The sequence below is a fragment of the Humibacillus sp. DSM 29435 genome (assembly GCF_001758225.1).
Lineage (GTDB): Bacteria > Actinomycetota > Actinomycetes > Actinomycetales > Dermatophilaceae > DSM-29435.
Genome location: NZ_MAST01000005.1, coordinates 124,497 through 141,474, shown reverse-complemented (window position 1 = coordinate 141,474; position 16,978 = coordinate 124,497). Strand labels below are relative to the sequence as shown.

The following is a 16,978-nucleotide window of genomic DNA, read 5'->3' as shown; positions in this document are numbered from 1 at the left end:
GATGGTACTGCACTGGTGACGGTGTGGGAGAGTAGGACGCAGCCGGACATCATTTATGGGAGCGCCCCCGACACAACCTCTTTGGTTCGTCGGGGGCGCTTCCTTTTTTTGTTGACCCCGCCCCCGGGCAGACGAGATGGTGGCGTGTTTCGCCACCACGAGCAAGGATGAGGACATGACTGAGCACGACGGAAGCGGCACCGGTGGAGGGCGTGACGGAGACCGGCGCAAGCGGCCTGCCCCCGACGACCGTCGGCCGGCGCGAACCGATGGCCCGGTGCGTCGTGGTCGCCCAGCCGACGGGGGCAGGGCCGAGCGGCGTGAAGACTCACCTCGTGACGGTGCCCGGGGTGGTTCTCGTGGCGCCGCGGGCCGAACGTCTGAGCGCGACCGGCCGACCCGTGACGGGTCCCGGCGGGCCAACGACCGCGACGGCTCGGCCCAGCGGCGCGACGACCGTCCTCGAGGCGGTGGGGGCCGAGTGCCCGAGGAGCGCGGGGGAACCCGGCTGACGCCGAAGTCTCCCCGGCTACCAGAGCCGCGAATTCGCGAGGGTGTCACCGGCAAGGAGATCGACCGCGGGGTCAAGAACCAGCTCCGGACGCTGTCGAAGGAGAATGCCGAAGGCGTTGCCCAACACCTGGTCATGGTGGCTGAGCTGCTCGACGTCGAGCCACAGGCCGCCCTGGCCCACGCCGAGACGGCGGTGCGTCGAGCCGGTCGCGTGCCGGCCGCCCGGGAGGCGCTCGGTCTGGTGGCCTACCGGCTCGGTGACTGGGCGCGAGCCCTGGGTGAGTTCCGCACCGTACGCCGGCTGTCGGGCTCGAGCCATCTTCTTCCCCTCATGGTCGACTGTGAGCGGGCGCTCGGTCGCCAGAGCAAGGCTCTCGAGCTCGCCCAGAGCGACGAGGCGGGTCGCCTGGCCATCGACGAACGGGCTGAGCTCGCGATCGTGGTGTCCGGCATCCGACGTGACCTCGGTCAGCTGGATGCTGCTGCGGCGGGGCTCACCGAGCTGGTGCGCTCGATCAGCCCTGGTCGGCCTTCGGCTCCCCGCCTGTACTACGCGTTCGCCGATGCCAAGCTCGAGGCGGGCGACGTCGACGCGGCTCGAGAGTGGTTTGCGCGGGCCGCCGACGCCGACCATGAGCTGACGACGGACGCCTCGGAGCGCCTCGACGACCTGGACGGCGTCGAGGTCACCGACCTGCTCGACGACGAGCAGGGTGACACCGGCGGCGAGACCGGCGCCTGACGGGTGGCCCTCGACCGCACCCGGCCTGCGGCCCCCGCTGGTGGCGCCGCCACTCTGGCCGACCGCTACCGCGGGGTGATCTGCGACCTTGACGGCGTTGTTTACCGCGGCGGTGACGCGGTGGAGGGGGCGCCACAGTCGCTGGTCCGGTTGAAGGCCGCCGGAGTGCGGATCGTCTATGCGACGAACAACGCCGCCCGCCCGCCGGAGGATGTCGCCGCGCAGCTGGTCAGCCTGGGGGCGCCGTGCGAGCTCGACGACGTCGTGACCAGCGCACAGGCCGGCTCCGCGCACCTCGCTGAAGCCCTGGGGCCTGCCGCCAGGGTGCTGGCCTTGGGTGGCGCCGGGGTGGCTGTCGCGCTTCGGGCGGTGGGGTTGACCCCCGTCGCTGCAGCAGATTCCGACGGTGACGACGTCGTCGCCGTTCTGCAAGGGCTCGGTCGGCAGCTGACCGTCCGTGACTTCGAGGTCGCGGCCCGGCATCTCACTCGGGGGGCGCGGTGGGTGGCGACGAACCTCGACGCGACCTTCCCGCTGGAGTGGGGGAGCGCCCCCGGGAACGGCGCGTACGTCGAGCTGCTCGCATCGACGACCGGCCGCACACCAGAGGTCGTGGGCAAGCCTTTCCCGCCGCTCTACCTTCTGGCGACCGAACGTCTGGGCACCAGCCCGGCGCAGACGCTCGCCATCGGTGACCGGCTCGACACCGACATCGCCGGTGCTGGCGCGGCCGGGGTCGACTGCGTCTGGGTTCTCACCGGAGTCGACCTGCCCAGTGCGCTGTTCACCACGCCCGAGCTGGTCGCTCCGATGCATGTGGTCGCCGCCCTGTCCGAGCTGCTCGAGCCGACCGCCGTCGTCACGGTGCAGGGTTGCGGCGACGAGCGCGTCTGGGCCTGCGGCGGCGTCACCGTGCGGGTCGAGACGGCGCCGGATGACGGCTCGCCGCCTCGGCTCAGGATCGAGGGCCTGGATCAGGATGCCGCACGGCCCATCGACGGCGTGCGAGCCGGGCTCGCCGCTCTGCTGGCCGTCCGCGACGACCACCGGTTGCCCCTCGACGAGCTTGCGCGACTGGCGGGGTCGCTCGATGCGCTGGTGCCGGCATCCGATACCGGTAGCGTGAGCGCAGGAAGCAGCCCCGCCACCCCGGACGACCCCCCTGGAGGCACTACATGATCGGCGACCCGCACGGTACTGCCCCCGACGTGGCAGGTCCAAGACCCCAGCAGCCCCAGCAGTCGGCGCGGTCGGAGCCGGCGCTGACAGGCGATGTCGAGCTCGATGCCGCCATGGTCGCGTTGGCCAGGGCACAGAACCTGTCGTTCACCGAGCGCATCGACTCGGGCGAGCGGGTGCATCGACTCCTGCAGGGTCGGCTGGGCGACCTCGGCCGGGCGTGACGTCTCGGCGCCTCGACGTCGCGATGGTGTCGCGTGGTCTCGCTCGCTCTCGAACGCAGGCGCACGAGCTCGTCGTGAGCGGCGGTGTGGTCGTCAACGGGCGCGCGGCGACCAAACCGTCGACTCCGGTCGACGATGAGGCCGACGTCGTCGTCACGCGTGAAGCCGACCGGTGGGTGGGGCGAGCCGCTCTCAAGCTGTTGCGGGCCTTCGAGCTCTGGCCCGTCACGGCCAGTGGCAAGCGGTGTCTCGACGTCGGCGCCAGTACCGGCGGTTTCACGCAGGTGCTGCTCGAGCAGGAAGCAGCGCACGTCACCGCGCTCGATGTCGGTCGAGGTCAGCTCGTCGAGTCGATCGCCGCCGACCCACGGGTGCTCGAGCTGTCCGGGACCAACGTGCGTAGCGTCGACGTGGAGCAGCTGGGTGGCCCCTTCGAGGTGGTGGTGTGTGACCTGAGCTTCATCTCGCTGACGCTCGCTCTCGTGGCGATCCGTCCACTCCTTCGTGACGACGGCGACCTGGTGGTGTTGGTCAAACCCCAGTTCGAGGTCGGCCGTGAGCGCCTGGGCCGGCGCGGCGTGGTCACCTCAGCGCACGAGCATCGCCGAGTGCTGCGTCAGGTGGCCGAGCACGCGCTCGCTCTGGGGCTGCACCTGCACGGCGCGGCCCCGAGCCCGATCGCCGGTGGAGACGGCAACCGCGAGTTCCTCTTCTGGCTCGCCCCTCGACCGTCGTCGGTCGACGATGACGCGGATGACATGCTGGAACGCATGCACCTGGAGCAAGCGCCGTGACCCATCCGACCCGTCGCATCCTGCTCGTGGCCCACCCCCGCCGCCCGGAGGCGATCTCGGTCGCCAAAGGTGTCATCGAGCGTCTGACGGCCCTCGGCATCGACGTGTCCCTCCAGGCCGACGAAGCCAGGGCCCTTGACCTCACCGACTCCTCGCGCGTGCACATCCGCCCCTACGGCGAGGCCACGGAGGCCAAGACGGCCGCCGGCTGCGACCTGGTCGTGGTGCTGGGCGGCGACGGCACGATCCTTCGTGGCGCCGAGTTCGCGCGAAGCGTCGACGTACCCCTGCTCGGCGTGAATCTCGGTCACGTCGGTTTTCTCGCGGAGGCCGAACGCGATGACATCGACGCCACCGTCGAGCGGATCGCCCGTGGCGAGTACACGGTCGACGAGCGGATGACGCTCCACGTCGATGTGCTGCTCGGCGGCGAGCTCATCGCCAGCAGCTGGGCGCTCAACGAGGTCAGTGTCGAGAAGGCCTCCCGCGAACGGATGCTCGAGACCACGGTCGAGGTCGACGGCCGGCCGCTCTCGAGCTGGGGGTGCGACGGGGTGATCGTCTCGACGCCCACCGGGTCGACGGCCTACGCCTTCTCGGCCGGTGGCCCCGTGGTGTGGCCGCAGGTGGAGGCGATCCTGGTGGTTCCCAACTCGGCCCACGCACTGTTCGCCCGCCCCCTCGTGATCGGCCCCGACTCCCATCTGGCCATCGAGCTCAAGGCGGCCAACGAGGGCGCCGGAGTGCTCTGGTGCGATGGTCGCCGACACGTCGACCTACCCGCGGGGGTGCGGGTCGAGGTGCGACGGGGTCGCCGACCCGTTCGGCTCGCCCGCCTGACCAGTGCGCCCTTCACCGACCGGCTCGTGGCCAAGTTCCACCTCTCGGTGGAGGGGTGGCGCGGTGACGGCGCGGCGATCGGGCCTGCGCCGGATGAGGTCACCGACGCACCGGCCGCTGAGGTGCAGACCTCTGACGGGGCGCATACCGGCACGTCGACCGGGGCCTGAGCGGATGTTCAGCGAGATGCGTATCCGGGGGGTCGGCGTGATCGACGACGCCGTGCTCGCGCTCAGTCCGGGCCTCAACGTGGTGACCGGCGAGACCGGCGCCGGCAAGACCATGGTCGTGTCGGGGCTCGGCCTGCTGCTGGGGGAGCGCGCCGACTCGGGGCTGGTGCGCACCGGTGCGGCATCCGCCTTCGTCGAGGGAGTGCTCGAGCTGCCGGAGGCCCATCCGGCGCTGGCCCGAGCCGACGAGGCCGGTGCCGCCCACGACGACGGGGTGCTGGTGGTGGCCCGAACCCTGAGCGCCACCGGACGCTCGAGAGCCCACGTGGGTGGGCGCACGGCGCCGGTCGCGGTGCTGGGCGAGCTGGGCCGGCTGCTCGTGGCCGTGCACGGACAGGCCGACCAGTGGCGGCTCAAGCAGGGTGATGCCCATCGGCAGGTGCTCGATGACTTCGGCGGCCCCGTGCTCGCCGGCCTGGTGGACACGGTGGAGGGGCGTCACCGCCGCTGGCGTGAGGCCGGCTCCGAGCACGAACGGCTCGTCGCGGCGTCGCGGGAACGAGCTCGCGAGATCGACTCGCTGACCGCGTCTCTCGAAGAGATCGAGGCCGCCGATCCGCAGCCCGGTGAGGACCTCGCGCTGCGCGCCGAGGACGAGCGCCTGGCCCACGCCGACACGCTGCGGCTCGCGGCTGCCGACGCCCTCGAGAGACTGAGCGCTGACGAGTATGCGGCTGCGCCCGCGGCCAGCGTGCAGGATCTCGTGGGATCGGCGCGGGGGGCGCTCGCCCCTGCCGCTGAACACGACGAGCAGCTCCGTTCGCTCGACGCACGCCTGCACGAGGTGGGGATGCTCGTCTCTGACCTGGCTGCCGACCTGACGTCCTACCTCGGCGACCTCGAGCTCGACCCGTCGCGCCTCGACTTCGTGCAGCAACGGCGTGCCACGCTGAGCACCCTGACGCGCAAGTACGGCGAGAGCATCGACGAGGTGCTCGCCTGGTCGGGTCGCGGTGCGGCTCGCCTCGAGGAGCTGATCTCGGCAGACGACCGGGTCGAGGTGCTCACGACCCAGCTCGCCGAGCACGAGTCTGCGCTCGCAGACGCGACGGCGGCGCTCTCACAGGCCCGTTCGAAGGCCGGAGTCGACTTCGCCAAGGCGGTGGGAGCGGAGCTGGCCCACCTGTCCATGGGCAAGGCCCAGGTGGTCGTCGAGGTACGGCCCCGACTCGACCCTGAGGGCATCGAGATGCCCGGCGGAGAGCGGGTGCGCGTCTCGCGCACCGGGGGAGACGACGTCGAGATCCTGCTCGCGGCCAACCCGGGTGCGGCTCCTCGGAGCATCGCCCGCGCTGCGTCGGGCGGCGAGCTCTCGCGCGTCATGCTCGCGATCGAGGTGGTCGGTGCTGCCGCCGGTGGTCGGCATCCCGCCGGCCAGGGACCCTCGACCTTCGTCTTCGACGAGGTCGACGCGGGAGTGGGAGGTCGGGCCGCCCTCGACGTGGGCGCACGCCTTGCGCGGCTCGCCGAGCAGGCGCAGGTCATCGTCGTGACCCACCTCGCGCAGGTGGCGGCCCACGCCGACCGACACCTCGTGGTGCACAAGTCGGATGACGGCACGATCACCTCGAGCGACGTGACCGTCGTCGAGGGTGATGACCGTCTGCGCGAGCTGTCGAGGATGATGGGTGGCGATCCCGACTCCGATGCGGGGCTGGCGCACGCCCGCGACCTGGTCGACCAGGTGAGGCAGGCCGGGCAGGCCAGGCAGGCCAGGCAGGCCAGGCAGGCGGTAGTGGGGCGGGGCACGAAGGGTCGCGGTTCGCGCGGAGATGCCGGGTCACGATGAGGCTGGGCGTCCGCTGTGCCGGGCCGGACTGAGCCAGGCAGCCTGCTCGAACGTGCGGCCGAACGCGCCGAGGGATGGGCCGATACGGCGTCTGGCACGGTCATGACGTAGATTCAAACCCCGTGGTGAATACGACGAAACACATCTTCGTGACCGGGGGCGTCGCCTCTTCGCTCGGCAAGGGCCTGACGGCATCCAGTCTCGGTCGGCTGCTGCGAAGTCGGGGCCTGCGGGTCACGATGCAGAAGCTCGACCCGTACATCAACGTCGACCCGGGAACGATGAACCCGTTCCAGCACGGTGAGGTGTTCGTCACCGATGACGGCGCCGAGACCGACCTCGACATCGGCCACTACGAGCGCTTTCTCGACGTGAACCTCGTCGGTCAGGCGAACGTGACGACCGGGCAGGTCTACAACACCGTCATCGCTCGTGAGCGCCGTGGCGAGTACCTCGGCGACACGGTGCAGGTCATCCCGCACATCACCAACGAGATCGTGGCGCGGATGCGAGCCCTGGCCACGGGTGAGCCGGACGCTCCCGACATCATCATCACCGAGATCGGTGGCACCGTCGGTGACATCGAGTCGTTGCCGTTCCTCGAGGCAGCGCGGCAGGTGCGCCACCTCATCGGTCGCGACAACAGCTTCTTCCTCCACGTCTCGCTCGTGCCCTATCTGGCGCCGAGCGGCGAGCTGAAGACCAAGCCGACTCAGCACTCCGTCGCCGCTCTGCGACAGGTCGGCATCCAGCCCGATGGTCTGGTGCTGCGCGCCGACCGCGAGATCCCCGAGCCGATCAAGCGCAAGATCTCGTTGATGTGCGACGTCGAGGTCTCGGCCGTGGCCGCGTGCGTCGACGCACCGAGCATCTACGACATTCCCAAGGTGCTGCACCGTGAAGGTCTCGACGCCTACGTCATCCGCCGCCTCGGTCTGGGCTTTCGCGACGTCGACTGGACCGAGTGGGACCAGCTGCTCCAGCGCGTCCACGACCCCGAGCACGACATCGAGATCGCCCTCGTGGGCAAGTACATCGACCTGCCCGACGCCTACCTCTCGGTCACCGAGGCCATGCGGGCCGGCGGGTTCCACCACGACGCCAAGGTGAACATCCGCTGGGTCGCCAGTGACGAGTGCCAGACCCCCGCCGGTGCCCAGAAGGCGCTCGGCGGGGTGGATGCCGTGCTCGTTCCCGGTGGGTTCGGGGTGCGAGGAATCGAGGGCAAGCTCGGGGCGCTGACCTGGGCGCGCGAGCGGCAGGTGCCGACCCTCGGTATCTGTCTCGGGCTGCAGTGCATGGTCATCGAGTACGCCCGCAGCGTGCTCGGCAACGCCGACGCCAGCTCGACCGAGTTCGACCCCGACACCGCGCACCCGGTCATCGCGACCATGGAGGAGCAGAAGGCCTACGTCGAGGGCGCCGGTGACCTCGGCGGCACCATGCGGCTCGGTCTCTACCCGGCGCAGCTCAGGCCCGACAGCGTGGTTCGTCAGACCTACGGTGCGGCGCAGGTCAACGAGCGCCACCGCCACCGCTACGAGGTGAACAACTCCTACCGTGACGAGCTCGAGCAGGCCGGCCTCGTCTTCTCGGGCACCTCGCCCGACGGCACCCTCGTCGAGTTCGTCGAGCTGCCCCACGACGTGCACCCGTACTACGTCTCGACGCAGGCGCACCCGGAGTTTCTCAGTCGCCCGAACCGGGCCCACCCGCTCTTCGCCGGGCTGGTCGGCGCCGCGCTGGAACGCCAGCGGAGTGGGCGTCTCGTCGAGGTCGAGCGACAGCGCGCGTTGCAGGCAGAGGACGCGCAGGGCGAAGAGACCGCCGGGGCGACGGAGCAGGATGACCACCGCGAGCCGGCGGCCTCGGCTGACGAAAACGCATACGCCTCGCTACCGGGCTCCTCGTCCGGCGACCGCTGAGGCCAGGATGAGCCTCGAAGCACCCCTCGGGGGCTTGACCGACCTCATCGAGGAATGGACCAGCGAGCCCGTCCTCGCCTCGGAGACGGTCTTCTCCGGCCTGATCTTCGACGTCCGTCGGGACCGCGTCGACCTCGGCGAAGGCGGAGTGGTCACCCGTGACTACATCGAGCATCCGGGCGCGGTCGCTGTACTCGCGCTGCGTGACGTCGAGCAGGTGCCGTGCGTGCTTCTCATCCGTCAGTACCGTCACGCGTCCGGTGGCTACGTGTGGGAGCTGCCCGCCGGCCTGCTCGACGTGGCGGAAGAGCCCTCGCGCGACGCTGCCGCGCGCGAGCTCGCCGAAGAGGTCGACCTCGTCGCTGACGAGTGGCACGTGCTGGCCGATGACATCACCTCGCCCGGAGCGTTTCCCGAGACCGTACGGGTGTTCCTCGCCCGCGGACTGACGGCCGTTCCGGATGCCGAGACGCACCAGCGCACGGCTGAGGAGCTGACGATCCGCCCCCTGTGGGTGCCGCTCGACGATGCCGTCGAGGCGGCCCTGCTCGGTCGCATCAGCAACTCGGCCACGCTCGTGGGTCTGCTCAGCGCCGAGGCCGCACGCACGCGCGGGTGGTCGACCCTGCGTCCGCCCGACGCCCCGTGGCCCGCGCGCGAGCTGCAGGCGAGTCGACGACCGAGCGTCGGGTGACGATCTCGACGTTCGACGCCGGGGTGGTCGAACCGCCTGCGGCCGATGGCCGATCATCAAGGATGCCGTCGCCGCTCTCTCTCGACCGACGACGCACCGCAGTGTGACGCCGGGAGCCGGACTGGGCCGTGACTGCCCGTGCGGTTCGGGTGGCGCTCTGGTGAGGTGCTGCGGCCCCGTCGTCTCGGGGGAGCGGCTCGCCGCCACGGCCGCCGAGCTGATGCGTTCGCGCTATACCGCCTTCGCCCTCGGCGAGACCGGACACCTCGTGAGCAGCTGGCACCCGCGCACCCGACCGGAGCGGCTCGACCTCGACGACACGGTGTGGCGGGGGCTCGAGGTCGTCGACGCGGTCGACGGAGAGCCGGGCGACCGGACCGGGCTGGTTGAGTTCGTGGCGCGCTGGTCACGGGGTGGCATGACCGGGACGCTGCACGAGCGCAGCCGTTTCGAGTGGCGGGCCGGTCGCTGGCTCTACCTCGACGGTGACCTCACGCCCTGAACGCGGCCGCCACAGCACCGCCGCGGCGACCCCGGCCAGCAGCACCGCGCCGCCCACCCACTCGGCAAGCGAGGGACGTTCACCGAGCAGCACCGCCGCGGCCGTCATTCCGAACACCGGCACGAGCATCGCGAACGGGGCCACCTTGGCCACCGCGTACCGCGCCAACAGCGTGTTCCAGATGCCGTAGCCGACCAGCGAGGACAGGTAGGCCGTGAAGGCCGTCGAGAGGATCGCTGCCCAGGGCAGGTGTGACAGGGCCGTGGCGATCGCGTCGGGACCCTCCACGACCCACGAGAGGGCGAACGCCGGCACGGGTACGACCACACCCGACCACACTGTGAGACCGAGGCCCGCGCGAAACCCGCCGCCAGCGCGGCCCGCGGCGCCGCCAGCCCCGGCCCGGCGGGTCAGCACGTTGCCGATGGCCCACGACAGGGCGGCCAGCACGAGCACCAGCAGGGGCAGCAGCGGTGAGGTGAGGCCGCGGGCCACCGCGATCGTGACGAGGCCGGCGGCGCCGACCCCCACTCCTGCCAGCTGCACCCGGGTCGGGCGCTCGCGCAGCCAGACGGCACCGATCACGACGGTGAGCAGCACCTGGGCCTGCAGCACGAGCGAGGACAGCCCCGGCGGCATCCCGAGGTGGAGGGCCAGGTAGAGCAGGGCGAACTGGCCGAGGCTGACGAACAGCCCGATGAGGGCGAGGTCGCGCCAGGGGAGATCGGGGCGGCGCACGAGGAAGACGGCGGGGAGGCAGACCGCGACGAAGCGCAGGGCGAGGAACAGCAGTGGCGGCACAGACTCGAGGCCGATCTTGATGGCGACGAAGTTGGCGCCCCAGATCAGGGCGACGACGACGGCGAGGGCGGAGTCACGAGGCTTCACCCGCCCATCGTGGGCGGTGAGAACAGTTAACGTCCAGCGAGCTGTTCTGCGTTTGACTCAGTAGCATCGCTGCATGATCGATGCTACGGCCCTGCGCTCTCTCGTCGCCGTCGAGCGCCTCGGGTCGGTGGGGGCGGCCGCCACCGCCCTCGACTACACCCCGAGCGCCGTGTCGCAGCAGATCAAGCGGCTCGAGGCCGCCACCGGGGTGCAGCTGCTCGAACGGCAGGGCCGTGGAGTGCTGCTGACGGAGGCCGGCCGCACCCTCACCGAATCGGCGAGGGACCTGCTGGCCCAGATGGAGCGAATCGAGTCGCGCCTGCACGGCGTCAGCGGTGAGCGGGTGGGCACCGTGCGGCTGGCCACCTTCGCGACCGCCTATCGCGGCCTCGTGGTCGCGGCCCTGGCCCGTCTCGGGCGGGAGGCGCCGGCCGTGGTGCTGCGGCCCGACGAGATCGACCCGTGGGACGCCGTCGACGCCGTCGCCACGGGCACCCACGACGTCGCGCTCGTGCACAACTGGGAGCCGCTGCCGTTGGCCATCCCTGACCACCTCGAGGTGCGCGACCTCGGCCGTGACGTCGCCGACCTGCTGGTGCACTGCGACCACCCTCTCGCCGGACGCCGCACGGTCGGGGCCCGTGACGTCGTCGACGAGGCGTGGGTCAGCGTCGCCCCCGGCTCGATCTGCCATCAGTGGCTGCAGAAGATGTTCTTCGACATCGGCCGGGCCCCGCGCCTGGCCCACGTGTCACAGGAGTTCGCCACTCACATCGCGCTGGTCGCGGCGGGGGAGGCCGTGGCGCTCGTGCCGCGTCTGGGCCGGGGCCCGTTGCCCGAGACCGTCGTGGCCGTGCCGATGGTCGACCCTGTGGCCGAACGCTCGGTGACACTGGTGTGGCGTCGCACCATGACCGACCGCCCGGCGCTGGTGGCGGTGGTCGACTCGATCGCCGACGAGGCGTCGCGGTCGCTCTCACCGCCCCGGCGATGAACGATGATGAGACGTGCTGACGCGACTGTCCCCCGCCCGGCGACGCCTCGTGGTGGCGGTCGTGGGCCTGCTCGCGGTGATCGTGCTCGTGGTCGGTGTGGCGGTCGTCCTGTCTCGACGGCAGCCCCCGGCCGCCGACCAGTCGGCTCCCGGGCCGGTGCTGCTCGTTCCCGGCTACGGGGGGACCCAGTCGTCGTTGTCGCCGCTGGAGGCATCGCTGCGAGCCGAGGGTCGAGACGTCACCATCGTCGCGCTGCCCGACCGAGCCCAGGGCGACCTTGCCGGGCAGGCTGATGCTCTCGGTGCGGCGGTCGACGGGGCACTGCGGAGAACGGGGGCGTCATCGGTCGACCTCGTCGGCTACTCCGCTGGAGGTGTCGTCGCACGCCTGTGGGTGCAGGACGGCGGCGCCCCCCGGGTACGCCGGCTGGTCACGCTTGGCTCGCCCCACCACGGCACCGAGGTGGCGACGGTCGGGTCGCTCGTGGCCGGTTCGTGCCCCACCGCCTGTCAGCAGCTCGCCACCGACAGCCCGCTGCTCGCGCGGCTGGACCGGTACGGCATCCCCGAGGGGGTGGTGTTCCTCTCGATCTGGAGCACCCGTGACGACGTGGTCGTGCCGCCGGGCTCGTCGGTCGTCGACGGCGAACCGAGCCCCTCGCTCCAGAGCATCTGTCCGGGATCGACCGTGACCCACGGGCAGCTTCCCGCAGACCCGCTGGTTCAGTCGTTGGTCGAGCAGGCCCTGGGCGTGGGTCCGGTTCCGACCTGGTCGCCTGCAGACTGCAGCCTGCTCCGCTAGCTCGTCACGTCGCGGGTCACGAAGTTGGCCCAAGCGGCCGTCAGCAGCACGCCCAGGTAGACCAGCTGCAGGGCGACGCCCCGTTCGATGTTGCTCCAGAGCACCGGGTCGCGGTAGAGGTCGACGAACGAGAGCCAGTAACGGGTCGGTAGAAACGGCTGCAGCGGGCGCGCCGCGTCGACGGTCAGCAACAGCGACGAACCGATGAGAAAGGCCATCGCCCCGAGGCTGGCCGCCTGAGGGGAGTCGGTCAGGGTCGAGAGGAACAACGCCATCGCGGCCACCCCGAGCATCGAGACGGTGACGTAGGCGATGGCGACCGCCGTGCGCCACGCGATGTCAGCCGGCGTGAGCGTTGACCCGGAGAGGCTGATCAGCGTGCCGGACGCCGGAGCCCGGCCGAGCAGCAGGCGCCCCACGACGTAGCCGACCCCCGCCACCGACAGCACCGCGACGAGCACGAACGCGACGACCGCCCCGAGCTTGCGCAGCAACAGGCGGGTGCGCCCGACCGGCCGGATCAGCAGGTAGCGCAGCGTTCCGGCCTGCGCCTCACCGGCCACCGCCTCACCGGCGACCACGGAGATCGCGATGGGCAGAAAGAGCGGCAGAACGATCGCGAGGGCGGCGATGGCGAAGAGGGAGCCGTCGGCGAGCACCGCAGAGAGGAAGGCCGGCCCCGACCCGGGCTGCGGTGCGATCCCGGTCCAGGCCAAGGTGCCCGCGACGACCGTCGGCAACAGGTTGAGCAGCAGGAGCGCCACCCACGTGCGACGGCGACCGAACAGCTTGACCAGCTCGACCCCCTTCACGTCGGTACCTCCTCGGCGGCTCGGGCTCGGGTGTGTTCGTCGATCACGTCTTCCAGCGTGCGGCGCTCCGGCCCGAGCTGGCGCACTCGCACCAGAGCGCCCACCAGCCGAGCGTTGACGGCTGCGGGGTCGTCGCAGCGCACGAGCAGCCGTTCACCCTCGCGGGCCTCCACCGCCGGGCCCAGCAGCTCGGCAGCGCGCTCGACATCGACCGTCTCGACGACGGTGCGACCCGTGGGGGCCCGCAGCACGTCGAGCTGCTCCTCTAGCACGAGCCGGCCCCGGTCGAGCAGCCCGATGCGGGTGCAGAGCTGCTCCACCTCGGCCAGCAGGTGGCTCGAGAGAAAGACGGTGGTTCCGGCCGCGTGAAGCTGCAGTAGCAGCTCGCGGATCTCGCGAATCCCCTGAGGGTCAAGGCCGTTCGTGGGCTCGTCGAGCACCAGCAGGTCGGGTCGGCGCATCAGGGCCGCGGCCAGCCCGAGACGCTGGCGCATGCCCAAGGAGTAGGCCCGCACAGGCCGAGCCCCCACGGCACTGAGCCCGACGAGCGAGAGGGCCTCCTCGGCTCGGTGCCGCCGGCCCCGGCGGCCGCCACCCATTGGGCCCGACGGCGCGCGGCCGCTCGCGTCGTACATCTCGAGGTTCGCTCGACCCGAGAGGTGTCCGTAGGCCGCCGGTCCCTCGACCAGCGCCCCCACCCGAGGGAGCACCGACGACGCCCGTTTCGGCATCGCCTGACCGAACAGCTCGATGCTCCCCGAGGTGGGCAGCACCAGACCGAGCAGGCATCGCACTGTCGTGGTCTTGCCGGAGCCGTTCGCCCCGAGGAAGCCGTAGATGTCGCCGGCTCGCACGTCGAGCATGACGTCGTCGACGGCGGTCACCCGCCCGTAGACCTTGGTCAGGCCGTCGGTGCGGATCACCGTCGACGAGCTCGACGAGCTCGACTGGCTCGGGTGGGGCAGGTCGGTCACGCTGCTCCGTTCGCGGCACGCAGCTCGGTCGCGGCGCGAGTCAGCGCGGCGGGGATCAGGGTGCCGGTGAGCAGCCAGCTCTCACCGGTCACGGCGGGGTCGGTCAACAGCAGGCCGACGGGGCCCACCGACAGGGCGATGCCCTCGGGCAGCTTCTTGGCGGCCCGAGCCAGCAGCAGCTGGTCGCGCAACGAGGCTGCCGAACCACCGGGCAGTGCCCCCACCGCGAACTGCGTCACGCCCCGGCCGTAGCGCCCGATGCCCTCCAGCCCGTCTGGTGAGGCAGCACGTGGGTAGCCGAGCACCGTGCTCGGCAGGCCACGGTCGGGGAACCGACCGATCTGGCGCACCAGGTCGAAGCGCTGCCCGTAGCGAACCCGGGCCCCCGGCGGGGGCGTGAAGAGCGTCGTCGACGCGCTGGGCGCGCTGTCGTCGAAGTCAAGGAACGTCGAAGACAGGGCCGCCTTCGTGGCCCCGCGACCGTAGACGTCGACCCGCACGGGTATCCCCGACTCCCGGTCGGCCCAGACGTCGACCCGGTCGATGCTGCTGAGCGGGTCGCCCGGCCGAAGGCGCAGCCCGTCGGCCGCGCGGCCCGCGACCCGGGCCGCGGGCAGGGTCGAGACCTGCGTGGGTCTCGCCTCGCTGAGCAGCCGGGCTGCGAGCAGCGGCGGGAGCGTGTCGGCCGCGCGGGGCAGGCGGACCGCTCCGTCCAGGTCGGCCTCGGTCACTACGGCCCGGTTGTCCTCGTAGTCCCACACGGCGCGGGCCGTCGCCGTGGTGTGGGCCCCCTCCTCACCCGTGGGGGTGATGGTGTCGGCGCGCCAGTCGGTGCTCGAACGCCACCAGACGCGTTGTTGGGTGCGGCCCCCGAGCAGGGAGGCGAGGGTGTCGAGACCGTCGGAGACCGGCAGCCCCAGGGTTCCGGTCGTCTCTGCGTATCCCGAGTAGGGTCGGTCGACCGACTGCTCGACTCGCCTCAAGGTCTCGGCGGCATCCGAACCGGTCGAGCCCACCGGCAGTCGGGCGAGCACGAAGGGCAGCGCGACGAACGCCGCCACCAGGGCGACGAGCACGCCCCAGCGCCACGACCGTCTCACCCGACGAACGTACGTCAGCAGTCGGCCGATCGGGCGGCGCGCGGGCGAGACGTCATCGATTCGTAGGCGGCTGGGCGCGGTCCGTAGGATGGGGTGGGCCGTCAGCGGCATCCAGCATCACTCACGGCACCCGCCCGACTCCGACCGAAAAGGGACCTTTCGTGCTTCGCACTCACGAGGCCGGCACGCTGCGTGCCGAGCACTCCGGACAGACCGTCACGCTCGCCGGCTGGGTGGCGCGGCGCCGAGATCACGGGGGAGTGGCCTTTCTCGACCTGCGGGACGCCTCGGGGGTCGCCCAGGTGGTGGCTCGCGACGAGGTGCTCGCTGAGGGCGGCGCCCACGAGCTGCGCAACGAGTACTGCGTCAAGGTCACCGGTGAGGTGCGCCGCCGGCCCGAGGGCAACGCGAACCCCGAGCTGCCCACCGGCGACATCGAGGTCGTGGTGAGCGAGCTCGAGGTGCTGGGGGAGTCGGCGCCGCTGCCGTTCCAGATCGACGAGCGGGTCACCGTCGGCGAGGAGGCCCGCCTGAAGTACCGCTACCTCGACCTGCGCCGCCCCGAGCAGGGCGCGGCCATCCGGCTTCGCTCCAAGGTCAACGCCGCCGCCCGCGAGGTGCTCGGTGGCCACGACTTCGTCGAGATCGAGACCCCGACGCTGACCCGCTCGACGCCCGAGGGCGCCCGCGACTTCCTCGTGCCGGCCCGCCTGCGTCCCGGCTCGTGGTACGCCCTGCCGCAGAGCCCGCAGCTGTTCAAGCAGCTGCTCATGGTGGCCGGCATGGAGCGCTACTACCAGATCGCCCGCTGCTACCGCGACGAGGACTTCCGCGCCGACCGCCAGCCGGAGTTCACCCAGCTCGACGTCGAGATGAGCTTCGTCGAGCAGGCCGACATCATCACGCTTGGTGAAGAGATCGTTGCTGCGCTCTGGAAGCTCATCGGGGTCGAGGTCGACGGGCCGTTCGAGCAGCTGACCTACCACGACGCCATGGCACGGTTCGGCTCCGACAAGCCCGACCTGCGCTTCGGCCACGAGCTGGTGGAATGCACCTCGTACTTCGCCGACACGCCGTTCCGGGTGTTCCAGGCCGACTACGTCGGTGCCGTCGTCATGCCCGGCGGAGCCTCGCAGCCACGCAAGCAGCTCGACGCCTGGCAGGAATGGGCCAAGCAGCGCGGCGCCCGCGGCCTGGCCTACGTGCTCGTGCAGCCCGACGGCGAGCTCGGCGGGCCCGTCGCCAAGAACCTCTCGGATGCCGAGCGCTCGGGTCTCGCGGCCCACGTCGGGGCCCAGCCCGGCGACTGCATCTTCTTCGCCGCCGGCGCCGCCAAGGCCTCCCGCGCACTGCTCGGCGCGGCCCGCCTGGAGATCGGCCACCGCTGCGGCCTCATCGACGAGAACGCGTGGAGCTTCCTCTGGGTCGTCGACGCGCCGCTGTTCGAGCCGACCGCGGATGCCGTCGCGTCGGGTGACGTCGCCGTCGGCGGTGGCGCGTGGACCGCGGTGCACCACGCCTTCACCTCGCCCAAGGCCGAGTTCATCGACACCTTCGACACCGACCCCGGCCCGGCGCTCGCCTACGCCTACGACATCGTGTGCAACGGCAACGAGATCGGCGGCGGTTCGATCCGTATCCACCGTCGCGACGTGCAGGAGCGCGTGTTCGCCGTGATGGGCCTCTCGGAGGCAGAGGCGCAGGAGAAGTTCGGCTTCCTGCTCGAGGCGTTCAGCTTCGGCGCCCCGCCCCACGGCGGCATCGCCTTCGGGTGGGACCGCATCACGGCCCTGCTGGCCGGCGCCGACTCGATCCGTGAGGTGATCGCGTTCCCGAAGTCGGGAGGCGGCTACGACCCGCTCACCGCCGCGCCGGCCCCGATCACGGCCCTGCAGCGCAAGGAGGCCGGCGTCGACGCCAAGCCGGTGGCCGCCCCTGCGACCGAACCTGACCAGCGCTGAGCCCCGGGAAGGTCA

16 protein-coding genes are annotated in these 16,978 nt (G+C 71.4%); 12 read left to right on the top strand and 4 right to left on the bottom strand.

Going from position 1 to position 16,978, the window contains the following annotated elements; translation table 11 throughout:
• The first annotated feature begins 175 nt into the window (after positions 1 to 175).
• The 9 genes from BA895_RS05350 (at position 176) to BA895_RS22985 (ending at position 9,432) form a co-directional block, all read left to right on the top strand.
• Positions 176 to 1,255: a lipopolysaccharide assembly protein LapB gene (locus BA895_RS05350; protein ID WP_254666334.1), complete on the top strand. Its 1,080-nt coding sequence runs from the start codon at positions 176 to 178 to the stop codon at positions 1,253 to 1,255.
• 3 nt (positions 1,256 to 1,258) lie between these two features.
• A complete protein-coding gene (locus tag BA895_RS05345) occupies positions 1,259 to 2,434 on the top strand; it encodes an HAD-IIA family hydrolase (RefSeq protein WP_070190847.1) in 1,176 nt (391 codons plus the stop codon).
• A 29-nt stretch (positions 2,435 to 2,463) separates the two neighbouring features.
• The gene (locus BA895_RS05340) at positions 2,464 to 2,658 is read left to right on the top strand and encodes a hypothetical protein (protein WP_175442254.1); all 195 of its coding nucleotides are present in this window, start codon (positions 2,464 to 2,466) and stop codon (positions 2,656 to 2,658) included.
• On the top strand, positions 2,655 to 3,452 hold the full coding sequence (locus BA895_RS05335) for a TlyA family RNA methyltransferase (protein ID WP_083282995.1): 798 nt from the start codon (positions 2,655 to 2,657) through the stop codon (positions 3,450 to 3,452). The genes BA895_RS05340 and BA895_RS05335 overlap by 4 nt, the downstream gene beginning before the upstream one ends.
• Positions 3,449 to 4,462 carry an NAD kinase gene (locus BA895_RS05330; RefSeq protein ID WP_083282994.1) on the top strand — a complete coding sequence of 338 codons (1,014 nt, stop codon included), beginning with the start codon at positions 3,449 to 3,451 and terminating at the stop codon, positions 4,460 to 4,462. Before BA895_RS05335 ends, BA895_RS05330 begins: the two co-directional genes overlap by 4 nt.
• 16 nt (positions 4,463 to 4,478) lie before the next feature.
• The gene (recN, locus tag BA895_RS05325) at positions 4,479 to 6,311 is read left to right on the top strand and encodes a DNA repair protein RecN (protein ID WP_371327693.1); all 1,833 of its coding nucleotides are present in this window, start codon (positions 4,479 to 4,481) and stop codon (positions 6,309 to 6,311) included.
• A gap of 74 nt (positions 6,312 to 6,385) precedes the next feature.
• Positions 6,386 to 8,236 carry a CTP synthase gene (locus BA895_RS05320; protein WP_175442253.1) on the top strand — a complete coding sequence of 617 codons (1,851 nt, stop codon included), beginning with the start codon at positions 6,386 to 6,388 and terminating at the stop codon, positions 8,234 to 8,236.
• 7 nt (positions 8,237 to 8,243) lie between these two features.
• Entirely contained in the window at positions 8,244 to 8,930 is a 687-nt protein-coding gene (locus tag BA895_RS05315; RefSeq protein WP_070190845.1) for an NUDIX hydrolase, read from the top strand.
• Positions 8,931 to 9,033: 103 nt separating this feature from the next.
• Complete coding sequence (locus BA895_RS22985; protein ID WP_254666333.1) at positions 9,034 to 9,432, top strand: YchJ family protein; 399 nt, start codon at positions 9,034 to 9,036, stop codon at positions 9,430 to 9,432.
• On the opposite strand, the gene BA895_RS05310 is transcribed toward BA895_RS22985, so the two are convergent.
• The gene (locus BA895_RS05310; protein ID WP_070190844.1) at positions 9,337 to 10,320 is read right to left on the bottom strand and encodes an EamA family transporter; all 984 of its coding nucleotides are present in this window, start codon (positions 10,318 to 10,320) and stop codon (positions 9,337 to 9,339) included. The two genes, BA895_RS22985 and BA895_RS05310, sit on opposite strands and share 96 nt — an antisense overlap.
• Before the next feature lie 73 nt (positions 10,321 to 10,393).
• On the opposite strand from BA895_RS05310, the gene BA895_RS05305 reads away from it, so the two are divergent.
• Together BA895_RS05305 and BA895_RS05300 are read left to right on the top strand one after the other, a co-directional pair.
• Positions 10,394 to 11,314: a LysR family transcriptional regulator gene (locus BA895_RS05305; protein WP_070190843.1), complete on the top strand. Its 921-nt coding sequence runs from the start codon at positions 10,394 to 10,396 to the stop codon at positions 11,312 to 11,314.
• 13 nt (positions 11,315 to 11,327) lie between these two features.
• Entirely contained in the window at positions 11,328 to 12,116 is a 789-nt protein-coding gene (locus BA895_RS05300; RefSeq protein WP_083282992.1) for a lipase, read from the top strand.
• Here the strand turns inward: BA895_RS05300 and BA895_RS05295 are convergent.
• The 3 genes from BA895_RS05295 to BA895_RS05285 are packed head-to-tail and all read right to left on the bottom strand — an operon-like array spanning position 12,113 to position 15,002.
• A complete protein-coding gene (locus BA895_RS05295) occupies positions 12,113 to 12,928 on the bottom strand; it encodes an ABC transporter permease (RefSeq protein ID WP_070190842.1) in 816 nt (271 codons plus the stop codon). The genes BA895_RS05300 and BA895_RS05295 overlap by 4 nt on opposite strands.
• The gene (locus BA895_RS05290; protein ID WP_254666332.1) at positions 12,925 to 13,902 is read right to left on the bottom strand and encodes an ABC transporter ATP-binding protein; all 978 of its coding nucleotides are present in this window, start codon (positions 13,900 to 13,902) and stop codon (positions 12,925 to 12,927) included. The genes BA895_RS05295 and BA895_RS05290 overlap by 4 nt, the downstream gene beginning before the upstream one ends.
• Positions 13,899 to 15,002 (bottom strand): sigma-E factor regulatory protein RseB domain-containing protein, encoded by a 1,104-nt coding sequence (locus BA895_RS05285; RefSeq protein WP_139142516.1) that lies wholly within the window; start codon positions 15,000 to 15,002, stop codon positions 13,899 to 13,901. The genes BA895_RS05290 and BA895_RS05285 overlap by 4 nt, the downstream gene beginning before the upstream one ends.
• A gap of 161 nt (positions 15,003 to 15,163) precedes the next feature.
• Between BA895_RS05285 and aspS the strand changes: the two genes are divergently transcribed.
• The gene (gene aspS, locus BA895_RS05280; protein WP_070190841.1) at positions 15,164 to 16,963 is read left to right on the top strand and encodes an aspartate--tRNA ligase; all 1,800 of its coding nucleotides are present in this window, start codon (positions 15,164 to 15,166) and stop codon (positions 16,961 to 16,963) included.
• Positions 16,964 to 16,978 lie beyond the last annotated feature (15 nt).